Origin of the sequence: Bacillus sp. FSL K6-2865 (assembly GCF_040311405.1) — a bacterium.
Taxonomy (GTDB): Bacteria; Bacillota; Bacilli; order Bacillales; family Bacillaceae; genus Bacillus; species Bacillus velezensis.
Genome location: NZ_CP152036.1, coordinates 2976272 through 2988728 on the forward strand (window position 1 = coordinate 2976272; position 12457 = coordinate 2988728).

Consider the following 12457-nt stretch of genomic DNA (forward strand, 5'->3'; position numbering starts at 1 on the left):
GCTGGGAGAAAAACGTAAATATGACAGCAAAGGGGAATGGGGATATGACCGATCTTCGCCGCAATGTTTATTTTTTTCACAAACAAAACAACGAAACAAAAGAACAAGTCAGCTCTTTGAAGCAGCTTGCTGAATCGCACGGTTTTACAGTTGCGGCTCAACCGGAGGATGCCGGAATTATCGCCAGCATCGGCAGCGACGGCTCATTTCTGCAAGCCGTCAGAAAAACCGGATTCCGTGATGACTGCCTGTATGTCGGCATCGCTAAAAAAGGGAAAGCCCATTTGTACTGTGATTTTCACAGCGATGAACCTGAAAAAATGGCGGCCAGCATGACCGCGGAACAGCTTGAGGTCAGAAAATACCCGCTCATTCACGTAACGGTGGACGGCAGCAATCATTTTCACTGTTTAAACGAGGTTTCCATCCGTTCCAGCATTATTAAAACGTTTGTGATGGATGTGTTAATTGATGATCTTCATTTTGAGACGTTCAGAGGAGACGGGATGATCATTTCCACCCCGACGGGCAGCACTGCCTACAATAAATCTGTTTCAGGCGCCGTTGTTGATCCTTTGATTTCCTGCATGCAGGTATCCGAACTGGCGTCGTTGAACAACAACACATACCGTACACTCGGATCTCCGTTTATTTTAAGCTCAGACCGGAAGCTGACACTGCAGGTGGTGCAAGACGGCAATGAGCATCCGATTATCGGGCTTGATAATGAAGCGCTCAGCACGCGGAATGTCAAAAAGGTTGAGATTAGACTATCCGATAAAAAAATAAAAACGGTGAAACTGAAAGACAACTCTTTCTGGGAAAAAGTAAAACGATCATTTTTATCATAAAAAAAGAGGACGGGCATCACTGCCTGTCCTCTTTTTCATATACGATACGGCCGCCGACGACGGTTTTGACAGCTTCCAATTCATGAAGCTTTTTCGGGTCCGTCCTGAACGGATCACCGCTGAGTACGGTAAAGTCGGCATCATAGCCGGGGGCGATCCGTCCGCGGCTATGTTCTTTATGGATGATGGCCGCGCTTCCCTCCGTGTAAAGCTGAATGGCTTCGTACACGGTCAGACACTCTTTTTCATAATAGGCCGGACCTTCCGGGTGCTGCTTGCTCGTACGGAGCACAGCCGATTGAATGCCCAGAAGCGGATCGGCCGGCTCAATCGGGGCATCTGAACCTCCGGCGCACAGCAGCCCTTTTGACAGCAGTGTTTTCCAGGCGAAAGCCGTTTTCATCCGCTCTTCTCCGAGCCTGTCAATCACCCACGGAAAATCACTGGCCACAAAATGCGGCTGAAGATCAAGTCCGATCGGCAGCCGGGCGGCTCTTTCAATCAATCCGTCATCTAATACTTGCGCATGAATGAGCCTGTCTAGCTGTCCGGGCTTTGCCGGGTATCTTTCGATAACATCCAGCACCTTTTCAAATGCAAGGTCGCCAATCGCGTGCACGGCGATCTCCATCCCTTTCTCTCTCGCTTTATAAACAAGAGCGGCAAGGGTTTCGTCATCATGCACCTGAACGCCGGAAACAGACGGATCATCATGGTAAGGCTTTTTCAATAGAGCGGTTCTGCCTCCGAGCGCACCGTCAGCAAAAATTTTCATCGCTCCGTATTCCAAATAAGGTCCGGTCGATTTATCCAGAGCGCTCCAGCTGTCGACGGCTTCGTGATGTACGAGCAGATGGGCGCGAAAAGGATAAAGGCCGCTGCCGGTTAATGACTCGTACGCGGCAACGGGAACGGACGCGTCTCCGTAGTATGCCAGATCTTCTGAATGCCCGCCGGTCAGGCCTTTTGACCAGCAGTCCGTAATCGCCGTTTGAAGCGCGCGTTTGACATAGTGAAGTGAGACGGGCGGCAGGGCCTGTGTCACAAGCTCTTGGGCTTTATCCAGCAGGAGGCCTGTCGGACCGGTGCCGTCCCGGACGATAATCCCGCCGTTTGGATCAGGTGTTTCGTTTGTAATTCCCGCCGCGCGCAATGCGGCCGAATTAACCGCCGCGGCGTGCCGGCATACCCGCTTCAGCAGGACGGGGCGGTCGGGAAAGAGCGGGTCAAGGTCATGCTTCGTGACGTAATCCGGCTGTTCAAACAGATTTTCATCCCAGCCTTCGCCGATCAGCCATTCGCCATCTTCCAATTCACGCTCTGCTTCTTTTGCGGCCCGCAGTATCGCTTCTTTTGACGTCAGCTGCGACAAATCGAGGCGAAGCTGTTTTTCCCCGTGTCCGATTAAATGCATATGACTGTCCGTAAACCCCGGGAACATGACAGCCCCATGTAAATCGATTTCCTCCGTATCAGGCGAACCGTATGTTCCTTGGAGCTCCCGGAAGCTGCCCGTCTGCCTGACGACGCCTTCTTCGGTATAAATGGCTTCAGTGACATGATTCTTGTCCAGCATTGTATAGATGGTGCCGCCGTGCCAAATCGCTTTCATCCCCGCTCACCCTTTATCCTGTATTATGCTTTTTTATCAGCCTTCAGCCGTTCTTCACGCTGTCTCAGCTCCACACGTCTGATTTTTGCGGACGCCGTTTTCGGCAGGCTTTCGACAAACTCAATTTCTCTCGGATATTTGTAAGGCGCCGTAATCGTTTTTACGTGGTTTTGCAGTTCTTTGACAAGTTCATCACTGCGCTTTTCATCATCTTGTAAAACGACATAGGCTTTTACGATTGAACCTCTGATTTCATCCGGGCTCGCCACGACGGCACATTCTTTCACTTCCGGATGCTTCACGAGCGCGTCCTCTACTTCAAAAGGCCCGATTGTATATCCGGAGCTGACGATGATGTCATCATTGCGGCTCTCAAACCAAAAGTAGCCGTCCTCGTCTTTTTTCGCGCGGTCTCCTGTAAGAAAGTAATCTCCGCGAATCTGCTTTTTCGTTCTTTCGGGATCTTTATAATATTCCTTGAATAAGGCCGGTGTGCTCAAATGCACGGCGATATCGCCCGTTTCGCCAGTTTCGCATATTTCGCCTTTATCGTTTATAATCTCCACTTGATTTCCAGGGGTCGGTTTGCCCATGCTTCCCGGCTTAATATCCATATCCTTCAGGACGCCGACTAACAGGGTGCTCTCCGTTTGGCCGTATCCGTCTCTCACTTTAATGCCGAAATGCTTTCGGAATACGTCAATGACTTCCCGGTTTAATGGCTCACCCGCAGAAACTGCGCTGTGAAGGCCAGAAAGGTCATATTTGTCTAACTCCTCCACTTTTGCCATCAGGCGGTATTCCGTCGGGGTACAGCAGAAGACATTTACTTGATGGCGCTCCAGCAGCTCTAAATACGTCTTGGCGTTGAATCTGCCGTGATAAATGACTCCTGTCGCGCCGCTTCCCAGAATTGCGAGCAGCGGGCTCCACACCCATTTCTGCCAGCCGGGCGCCGCGGTGGCCCACACTGTATCGTCTTCAGAAATATCCAGCCATGCACCGGCTGATGTTTTTAAATGGGCAAAGGCCCAGCCGTGTGTATGTACAACGCCTTTAGGCTGGCCGGTCGTGCCTGAAGTATAGGACAAAAACGCCATGTCTTCTCTTGTTGTATCAGCTGTTTGAAAACTGTCTCCATCCGCTTCAATCGTTAGGAGGTTTTTCCAGCCGGCATCATTTTCACCGATTGACAATGTCACCAGCTGTTCGGTATTCACCTCGTCAAACGCGTTTATAAATGAAGGATAAACGATAGCGCCTTTCACTTCGGCGTGTTTGATCCGGTATTCAAGGTCTTTGGCGCGCAGCATTTCCGAGCAAGGAATGACGACCATCCCCGCTTTTAAGATCGCTAAATAAACGGCATACGCTTCAAGCACTCTCGGAACCATGACAATCAGCTTATCGCCTTTTTCAAATCCGAGACCTTTCAGGCGGGCTCCGATTTTATTCGTTTCTTCCATCAATTTTTCATACGTCCAGACTTTCTTGCCGCCTGTTTGATCTTCCCAAATAAGCGCGTTCTTCTCTTTGGAACGGCTGAACTTTTCGATTTCATTTACAAGGTTATAGTTCTTTGGGGCGATTAAATCTTCTCGTTTTAACACGAACAACTCCTCACTTTCTTTCCCCATTATACATAAACATAGGCCATTACAATAAAAATATGCATAAATTGCTTCCCGCCTTCTATCTATACTCATGAAAAAAGAGCGGGGAATTCCCCGCTCTCTTAGCCATTATGTGAAGTTGTGATTAAAACTGCTGCTGGCTGCTTCCGCCCATGCTTTGCTGAGCAAAAGAGACAAGACGTTTTGTGATTTCTCCACCGACAGAACCGTTGGCGCGAGAAGTTGTTTCCGGTCCAAGGTTTACACCGAATTCAGAAGCGATTTCATACTTCATTTGGTCGATAGCTTGAGCAGCGCCTGGCACTAAAAGCTGGTTGCTGTTTCCGCTGTTTGATTGTTGTGACATGTGTATCACCTCCTTGTGAGTATAGAATGTGATAAAACACATGTCTTCATTCAAAAAAACTTTGGTAATTGTATACAGTTTTAAAACAGGCCGGCAAACTTATCGTGAGCTTCCTGCTCTGAGTAAACAGTGATGGTTTCGATGCCGGCGGCCGCCTCTGCAATCAGCGGTTCAAAATCAACGAAGCTTTCGAAGTGCTCGATTTTTTCTTTTTTCGGGCGTGTTTTCGGACTTGGCGGCGTAAAGATGGTGCAGCAGTCCTCAAACGGCTGAATGCTCGTTTCATAAGTGCCGATTTCTTTTGATTTTTCGATGATTTCTGTTTTGTCCATTCCGATTAAAGGGCGCAAAATCGGCGTTGCCGTCACCGCATTGATCGCATACATGCTTTCAAGCGTCTGGCTCGCTACCTGCCCGAGGCTTTCTCCCGTAATGATCGCGAGCGCTTTTCGTTCTTCTCTGATTCTATCCGCGATTTGCAGCATAAGACGCCGCGTCGCCGTCATCGTATAGTTCTCCGGGATTTGTTTTTGGATGAGTTCCTGCGTCTTTGTAAACGGCACGATATGAAGTGTCATACTGCCGCCGAACTTCGCGAGGCATCCCGCGAGATCCATGACTTTCTGCTTTGCCCGTTCACTCGTATACGGCGGACTGAAGAAATGTACGGCTTCAACTGATAATCCCCGTTTCATCGCGTAAAAACCGGCGACCGGACTGTCAAAACCGCCGGAAAGCATCAGCATCGCTTTACCCGCGGAACCGACAGGAAGGCCTCCGGCGCCTTTTTCGTTACGAATCGTCAGGAATGTCGCTTCCTCCCTGATTTCAATCCGAAGCGGAATATCGGGATGTTTCACATCGACGGTTAATCCATCCGTGTTTTTCAAAATATGGCCGCCGATTTCAGCGTTCATCGCATTCGTATCTAATTCAAACTGTTTGTAAGCCCGTTTGGTCTCGACCTTAAACGTATTCCCCGGTTTATATTCGCCTTCTATCGCGGCTAAAGCCGTTTTTTTAATGTCTTCCAGCTTGCTTTCGCATTTAATTGCGAGACTAAAGCTTTGAATGCCGAATATATTCTTTAATAAGGAACAAATTTCCTCCGGGTTTTCTCCATTAAGAGTAATCGACATCCGGTCCCGGTTTGAAAAGTATTTTACTTTTTTATAATCCTTTAATACCAGGCGGATATTCTGTTTTAATCTTTCAATAAAACTGCGTCTGTTTTTTCCTTTTGTGGATATTTCACCAAAACGGATTAAAATATGATCGTAATTCATATGCTACCTCATCATTTTTTTTAGTTTTTGAACAGCCGGCACCAGCGCGGCCATAAACGGCTCCGTGATGTCAGCTGTATGGCTGAAGTTCAGGCTGACTCTTATGCTGCTTGATGCAATCTGTTCGCCTTTATTCATTTGCAGAAGAACACGGCTCGGTTTGTGCTCTCTTGCCGAACATGCCGCGGTTGTGGAGACATATATTCCTTTTTCCTCAAGCATGTGCAGCAGCACTTCCGCCTTCACGCCCGGAACGGAAAAATTAATGATATGCGGCGCGCTGTTTTCAGCGGGGGTGTTGATGACGACCCCGTCCGTCCCGCTCAGCCTTTCCATGAGCGCATTCTTGGCAGCCTTCACGGAAGAAAGCCGCTCATTCATGTCACGCGCGGAAAGATTGATCGCTTTCGCAAGGGAAACGGCGCCTGCCGTGTGTTCCGTTCCGGCGCGGACGCCTTTTTGCTGCGAGCCGCCCGTGATAAGCGGAATGAGCCGCGTTCCTTTTTTGACGATAAGCGCTCCGGTCCCTTTTAAGCCGTGAAACTTATGCCCTGAAACGGTGCAAAGGTCAATGCCCGCTTCTTCTATAGACAGCGGAACTTTATGAATGCCCTGCACATGATCAACATGAAACAGAATATTCCGGTGCTGCTTCAAAAACCCGCCGATTTCCTTTACAGGCTGAATGGAGCCGACTTCGTTATTGACATGCATGACGCTGACGATTATCGTATCCGGCCTGATAGCCGATTTGACGTCTTTCAAAGAAACGAAGCCGTTTTGATCGGCCGGAAGATATGTGACTTCAAAGCCGAACAGCTCTGTCAGCTGATCAAGTGTCTCCGTCACAGAAGGATGCTCAATCGCCGAAGCAATGATATGTCTTCCTTTACTCATGTTTGCCCAGGCTGCTCCCTTTAACGCAGCGTTATTCGCTTCAGTCGCGCCCGATGTAAATACAATATCATAATTTTTTAAACGCAAGGTTTTTTTTATTTGCTGAGCGGCCGCTTCAAGGAGCTGTTCCGTCTCAGTTCCTAACTGGTGCAGAGACGAAGGATTGCCGAAATAACGGCTGCTCGTCTGTTTGTACACATCCAAAACCTCTTCATACGGCTCGGTCGTTGAGCTGTTGTCTAAATATATCATTTTTTTTACTCCTTTAATGAAAACGGTACATCGTATGATATTTATGCTACCATAACAAAAGTAAATATAAATTCGCAATAAATCGAGTATTGACTTCTCTGTACATTGCCATATAATAAGTAATGTTCGTTTTGTTATATTATCTGACAATTAATTGACAGAATATTTCAACATAGTATTTAGGAGGATTTTTATGAAACACTCACTACCTGTCAAAGATACCGTTATTATCGGTTTCATGCTTTTCGCACTTTTTTTCGGGGCAGGAAATATGATATATCCGCCGGAGCTCGGGCAAGCGGCGGGGCATAATGTCTGGAAAGCGATGGGCGGTTTCTTACTGACCGGCGTTGGTCTGCCGCTTTTGGGTATTATCGCCATCGCATTAACGGGCAAAGACGCGAAAGGGCTTGCCGATAAAGCTCATCCGGTATTTGGGACTATTTTCACCGTTGTGCTTTATTTATCAATCGGGCCGCTTTTCGCGATTCCGAGAACCGGAACCGTTTCATATGAAATCGGTGCAGTTCCGTTTTTAAGCGGCATTCCGGAAAGATTATCTTTATTTGTTTTCACGTTGATCTTTTTTTCTATTACGTATTATTTAGCTCTTAACCCTTCCAAAATAGTGGACAGAGTCGGAAAGATTTTGACTCCTATTAAATTCGGTATTATTTTAATCATCGTCGTAAAAGCCATTGTCACTCCGATGGGCGGGCTGGGCGCCGTACATCAGGCATATTCCGGAACGCCGGTGTTCAAAGGATTTTTGGAAGGCTATAAAACAATGGATGCGCTCGCCTCAATCGTCTTCGGCGTCGTTGTCGTCAACGCTGTTAAAAGCAGGGGCGTCACCCAGCGTAAAGCGCTCGCCGCCGCTTGTATTAAAGCGGGTCTGATTGCAGCGGCAGGTTTGACATTCATTTATTTATCTTTGGCCTATTTGGGAGCGACAAGCACGGACGCTGTGGGGCCGCTCGGCGAAGGCGCAAAGATTTTATCAGCTTCATCTGATTACCTGTTCGGTTCACTGGGAAACATCGTTCTCGGCGCCGCCATCACCGTTGCGTGTTTAACGACAAGCATCGGGCTTGTCACATCTTGCGGCGAATATTTTTCAAAATTGATTCCCGCTTTATCATACAAAATGGTGGTTACGATTGTCACGCTCTTCAGCCTGGCGATTTCAAATTTCGGACTTGCTGAAATTATTGCATTTTCAGTTCCTATTTTATCAGCCATTTACCCGCTGGCGATTGTCATTATCGTCCTTTCCTTTATTGATAAAATCTTTAAGGAAAGACGCGAAGTCTATATCGCCTGCCTGATCGGAACGGGGCTGTTCAGTATCCTGGACGGTTTGAAGGCAGCCGGCATTCCGCTCGGATCATTAGATTCATTCTTAAACGCAAATCTTCCGCTTTACAGCATGGGAATCGGCTGGGTGCTTCCGGGCATTGCCGGAGCGATCATCGGCTGCATTATCACGTTTTTTACCAGCCCGCCCATCGAATTAAATAAAGCAAAATCGTAACATTCAGCGCCTGCGGTTTGATGTAGATCAGCCGCAGGCGCTTTTTATATTCCGTGAGAAACTAAAAAACTGCACCTCTGATTTCCATCAGGGTGCAGTTTTTGCTTATGCGTCTATGAAGCAGATTGATCAGCTTTAATTTTTTTCACGGCGCCGGGAGCTGCTTTTTCAACAGCATCTGCCGCCATCTCATAAGCTTCATTATAGCTGTAAGCGTAAAACAGCCGTTCCGCTTCTTTCAGCTGTTCGGATAAAATATGATTCTGGCTTCGGAAGCGGTTGCCGTACTGGATGATCCGCTCAATCAGCTTCACCTGAATCACAAGATCTTCCGCCTCTTCGCTGACTTCCTCAACCACCTTTTCGGCTTCGGTCAGATGTTTGGCGGCTTCCTCCATGTTCAGCGGCAGCTCTTCCAATTGGCTGACGGTTTCTTCTATATGATGATTTGCCGTCTCGAGCTTGTCCTTGACTTGTTCAGGAATTCCCGGCACGTTGCTTTTTTGCAGCATTCGGGCCGTGTCAGAAATGGTTTTCCGAAGATTCATCAGCGTTTCCCGCGCCTGCAGTTCTTCTTTTCTGAGCGCCTGCAGATTTTCACGGTATTCGGCATGTTCTTTCTGAGCCTCTTCCATCTGCTTTTCGATGGCCTCGACTTCTTCAATCAGCAGCGAGTAAGCGACATGCTCACCGTCAAGCTTTTCTCTCGCCTGCTCAAGGAGCCGGCCGATCGTTTCCAGCTGTTTTTCGAAGGCATGCTGTCTGCCGATTTCTCCCGCCGTCAGCTGATAGCTTTCCTTGACGAGCTCCGTTTCGGTTTTTGTGCGGTCTTTTTCTTCCTCGAGCTTCTCATACGCGATGATCAGCTCAGGCATTTTGCTTAATACGGACTGTCCGGCTTCCACTTCGCCTTCCAGCTGTTCATACATCGATTGAATGGTTTCATCAATCAGCTGAAGGATGGCGGACGCTTCGTCGACATCTAATTCTTCCAAAAGCGCGTTTTCGGCCCGTTTCACTTGATTTGTGAGGGTCTCCAGCTCTTTTTCGATTTGAATATGCTCCAATTTGTAACCTTTTTCCGTCATTTCCCGGTAGCCGTCTTTCAGCTTGGCAATTTGGTTCGGCACGGTCTGTTTACAGTCCGCAAGCAGTTTCGGAACGTCATCTATGTATGTCTGAAGCTGATCCAGTCTGCGGTCCTGTTCAAGCAGCACTTTTCTCGCTTTGATGTAATTGCCGCTTTCCGTCTCTTCTTCGAACTCTTTTATGCCGCTCCAGATTTCGTCGAGATCCGTCTCCAGGCTGTTATATAGCTCTCCGTAGAGATGGCTGTACGCCAGAAGATTTTTTCGCGCTTTTGAATACCGCTCACGCACCTGTTCAATCTCTCCGCGGCTTTTTTCCTCGCTCGTCACAAGGTCGCTGATCTCACGCAGTATGCCTTCTATATTTGATTCGGCTGCAGTGAGGAGGTCGTCGATGTGGACAAGCACCTGATTCGCTTTTTTGAACCGGTATTTGTCGGCGTTCTCTTCGGCATCATAAAGGAGCTCTTCTACTTTCGGCAGATGGGCTGTGACAATTTCATCCCACTCTTCGCGCCATCTTTCAAAGAACTCTTCCGTCTCTCCGGTCATTTTCAGATGTTTGATCTTGGACATTTCTTCCACTATCGAACGGTTTAAAATTTCAATCTTCCATGACTCCAGCCGGTCAATTTCCGTATAAATTTTTTTCCTGAAAAAGTAGCCCGCCGCAAAGAGCGCGAGCAGTATAACCAATAATCCGATGACTAACTCCATAATGAGCCCCCTTGTTGTTCTCTTAATCTGTCAGGGTGTTTTATGTATTCAGAAAGATTTCAATATATGTATTGAGAAAATCTGTCGTTTTCATTGTTATTATGATACCATGTAACCAACATTTTTTGACCAGAAATCAAAAACTTTTTGCATAATTTCGGCAGGATTCTGCAATTTTTTAATGGAGTGACACAAATGGAAAAACGAGACGCTCATATCCACACGCCTTTTTGCCCTCACGGCTCGAAGGATGCGCTGAAACAATATGTCGAAAAGGCCCTGGAAAGAGGCTTTGACTCGATCACATTTACAGAGCACGCCCCCCTTCCTCCGTCATTTCAAGATCCCGTACCGCTTCAGGACAGCGCGATGGATCTCAGACAGATGGAGGTTTATTTGGAGCGGCTGTCACAGCTGAAAAAGGAATACGATGGACAAATCAGCATTCTGACTGGGCTAGAAACCGATTTTATCACAGGGTATGAAGAGGAAACCGCGGCGTTTCTGAACACGTACGGCCCCTCACTGGATGACGGCATTTTATCCGTTCATTTTTTGAAGACCGGCCCGTCTTATATATGCCTCGATTTTGACGAGCACGCGTTTCAGCAGCTTGCCGACCGCTTCGGAAGCGTTGAAGCCGTATATGAACAATACTATGAAACTGTGTATTCTTCCATTGTAACACCGCTCGGCCCCTTTAAGCCAAAACGGGTCGGCCATATCACGCTCGTCAAAAAATTCGCGCGCCTTTTCCCTTACAGCATGTCACCTCAAATAAGAGAGCTTGCGGCCCGCTGTCTTGACGCCGTGAAAGAACATGGAATGGAGCTGGATGTGAATACATCCGGGCTCAGAAAGAAGTTTGCCGGGGAAGTATACATGGAGGATTGGATGGCTGAGACGGCGAAGCAAAAAAAAATCCCGCTCATATTCGGGTCGGACGCCCATCAAGCGGAAGATGTCGGCAGTTCCTACGAAACGTACAAAAGCATCATTACTTCATAAGCGCCGCATCAGGCCGTCGGAACACGCTTTCGATCCAGATCTTCACCTCTTCAAAATACCTTTTATAAAAGTACGGTTCATGAGGCTGCATATAGAGCACCTCCGTAATATATTGAGGCTGAAGATACGGCATCATCAAGAGGGATTTCAATTGCAGAATAAAATGCGGCACGGGCAGCGTCAGCCGCCTGTGGCGTGACTGCCCTTCTTCAATCACCAGCTGGAAAATATATTTTTCTTTCATTAAGTAAGTAGACATAATTTCCCTGATAAGCACGGAATCAATCGTCACTTCCCGGTACACAAACCGCGTTAATTGACGGTTATCGTGCTGATAGGATAAAATATCGAAAATCACCCGCAGGATGCGTTCCTGCGCGTCTTCACCGTTTATACTGACGGCGGCTTTTTCCAGCGCTTCAGTATAGCCTTCGTAAAACTCGGAAACTAAATGTTCCATTAAACCGCCTTTCCCTTTAAAATAGTAGGAGATGTGCGCAACATTTACATCAGCTGACTTTGCGATTTCACGGACGGACGTGCCGGAATAACCTTTTTGGTTAAACAGCTGGACAGCGGCGTTAATAATTTTGTCTTTGGTGCTTACTTTCATACGGCTCACCCCTTTATGTGTAACAATTCAAGCAGAAAGGCGCCGTTCCTGTAAGAACTTCTCGACAAATGCCGGCAGAACGGCCGGAACTTTGTTTGATATTATAGAAAAAGTGAGGGTTTTCCATGTTTCATGTCGAAAAACAATCCGGAGATAAAGAAAAAAGCTATCAGCTTCTGCTTAAACAGCTCGAAGCCATGACAGAAGATGAAACGGATGCGATCGCAAATTACGCGAATGCGTCAGCGCTTTTATACCATTCATTACATGAAGTCAACTGGGCGGGGTTTTACTTCGCTAAAGAGGGCGAGCTCGTGCTCGGACCGTTTCAAGGACTTCCTGCCTGTGTGCGCATTCCGTTCGGCAGAGGCGTATGCGGCACTGCCTACTCTAATGGCTCGGTGCAGCGGATTGCCGATGTGAATGCGTTCCCGGGACATATCGCCTGTGACGCGGCTTCCCAGTCAGAAATCGTTCTCCCGATCCGCGTAAACGGTGAAGTGATCGGTGTGCTGGACATTGACAGCCCCGTGAAAAACCGTTTTGATGAAACGGACGAAACCTATTTAGCAAAGTTTGTTGAAACGCTTGAAAAACGATTAGGATAAAAAAAGGAGCC

The 12457-nt window shown here is 47.7% G+C and carries 11 protein-coding genes; 4 read left to right on the forward strand and 7 right to left on the reverse strand.

What is annotated here, in order from left to right; all coding sequences use genetic code 11:
• The first annotated feature begins 44 nt into the window (after positions 1–44).
• Positions 45–851 (forward strand): NAD kinase, encoded by an 807-nt coding sequence (locus NYE42_RS14625; RefSeq protein ID WP_017418362.1) that lies wholly within the window; start codon positions 45–47, stop codon positions 849–851.
• Positions 852–867: 16 nt separating this feature from the next.
• Here the strand turns inward: NYE42_RS14625 and NYE42_RS14630 are convergent, their stop codons facing one another.
• The 5 genes from NYE42_RS14630 to NYE42_RS14650 all read right to left on the reverse strand — a co-directional run bounded on the left by NYE42_RS14630 (position 868) and on the right by NYE42_RS14650 (position 6878).
• Positions 868–2463, reverse strand: coding sequence for an amidohydrolase (locus NYE42_RS14630; protein ID WP_012118181.1), 1596 nt, complete (start codon positions 2461–2463; stop codon positions 868–870).
• A 23-nt stretch (positions 2464–2486) separates the two neighbouring features.
• Entirely contained in the window at positions 2487–4073 is a 1587-nt protein-coding gene (locus tag NYE42_RS14635) for an acyl--CoA ligase (protein WP_047936026.1), read from the reverse strand.
• A gap of 148 nt (positions 4074–4221) precedes the next feature.
• Positions 4222–4443, reverse strand: coding sequence for an alpha/beta-type small acid-soluble spore protein (locus NYE42_RS14640; protein WP_007408043.1), 222 nt, complete (start codon positions 4441–4443; stop codon positions 4222–4224).
• 80 nt (positions 4444–4523) lie between these two features.
• The gene (thiI, locus tag NYE42_RS14645) at positions 4524–5729 is read right to left on the reverse strand and encodes a tRNA uracil 4-sulfurtransferase ThiI (RefSeq protein ID WP_007408042.1); all 1206 of its coding nucleotides are present in this window, start codon (positions 5727–5729) and stop codon (positions 4524–4526) included.
• 3 nt (positions 5730–5732) lie between these two features.
• Complete coding sequence (locus NYE42_RS14650) at positions 5733–6878, reverse strand: cysteine desulfurase family protein (protein WP_144663878.1); 1146 nt, start codon at positions 6876–6878, stop codon at positions 5733–5735.
• A gap of 193 nt (positions 6879–7071) precedes the next feature.
• Between NYE42_RS14650 and brnQ the strand changes: the two genes are divergently transcribed.
• Positions 7072–8412: a branched-chain amino acid transport system II carrier protein gene (gene brnQ / locus NYE42_RS14655; RefSeq protein ID WP_015240382.1), complete on the forward strand. Its 1341-nt coding sequence runs from the start codon at positions 7072–7074 to the stop codon at positions 8410–8412.
• A 113-nt stretch (positions 8413–8525) separates the two neighbouring features.
• On the opposite strand, the gene ezrA is transcribed toward brnQ, so the two are convergent.
• Entirely contained in the window at positions 8526–10217 is a 1692-nt protein-coding gene (gene ezrA / locus NYE42_RS14660; protein WP_199022095.1) for a septation ring formation regulator EzrA, read from the reverse strand.
• A gap of 195 nt (positions 10218–10412) precedes the next feature.
• On the opposite strand from ezrA, the gene hisJ reads away from it, so the two are divergent.
• Positions 10413–11225, forward strand: coding sequence for a histidinol-phosphatase HisJ (gene hisJ / locus NYE42_RS14665; protein ID WP_032871696.1), 813 nt, complete (start codon positions 10413–10415; stop codon positions 11223–11225).
• Here hisJ and refZ read toward each other — a convergent pair.
• The gene (refZ, locus tag NYE42_RS14670) at positions 11215–11838 is read right to left on the reverse strand and encodes a forespore capture DNA-binding protein RefZ (protein WP_352426556.1); all 624 of its coding nucleotides are present in this window, start codon (positions 11836–11838) and stop codon (positions 11215–11217) included. The two genes, hisJ and refZ, sit on opposite strands and share 11 nt — an antisense overlap.
• A gap of 125 nt (positions 11839–11963) precedes the next feature.
• Between refZ and NYE42_RS14675 the strand changes: the two genes are divergently transcribed.
• A complete protein-coding gene (locus NYE42_RS14675) occupies positions 11964–12446 on the forward strand; it encodes a GAF domain-containing protein (protein ID WP_007613120.1) in 483 nt (160 codons plus the stop codon).
• Positions 12447–12457 lie beyond the last annotated feature (11 nt).

Coding starts and splice junctions, on each gene's coding strand:
- NYE42_RS14625 (WP_017418362.1), top strand. CDS start 45: ATGACCGATCTTCGCCGCAATGTTTATTTTTTTCACAAACAAAACAAC.
- NYE42_RS14630 (WP_012118181.1), bottom strand. CDS start 2,463: ATGAAAGCGATTTGGCACGGCGGCACCATCTATACAATGCTGGACAAG.
- NYE42_RS14640 (WP_007408043.1), bottom strand. CDS start 4,443: ATGTCACAACAATCAAACAGCGGAAACAGCAACCAGCTTTTAGTGCCA.
- thiI (WP_007408042.1), bottom strand. CDS start 5,729: ATGAATTACGATCATATTTTAATCCGTTTTGGTGAAATATCCACAAAA.
- NYE42_RS14650 (WP_144663878.1), bottom strand. CDS start 6,878: ATGATATATTTAGACAACAGCTCAACGACCGAGCCGTATGAAGAGGTT.
- brnQ (WP_015240382.1), top strand. CDS start 7,072: ATGAAACACTCACTACCTGTCAAAGATACCGTTATTATCGGTTTCATG.
- ezrA (WP_199022095.1), bottom strand. CDS start 10,217: ATGGAGTTAGTCATCGGATTATTGGTTATACTGCTCGCGCTCTTTGCG.
- hisJ (WP_032871696.1), top strand. CDS start 10,413: ATGGAAAAACGAGACGCTCATATCCACACGCCTTTTTGCCCTCACGGC.
- refZ (WP_352426556.1), bottom strand. CDS start 11,838: ATGAAAGTAAGCACCAAAGACAAAATTATTAACGCCGCTGTCCAGCTG.
- NYE42_RS14675 (WP_007613120.1), top strand. CDS start 11,964: ATGTTTCATGTCGAAAAACAATCCGGAGATAAAGAAAAAAGCTATCAG.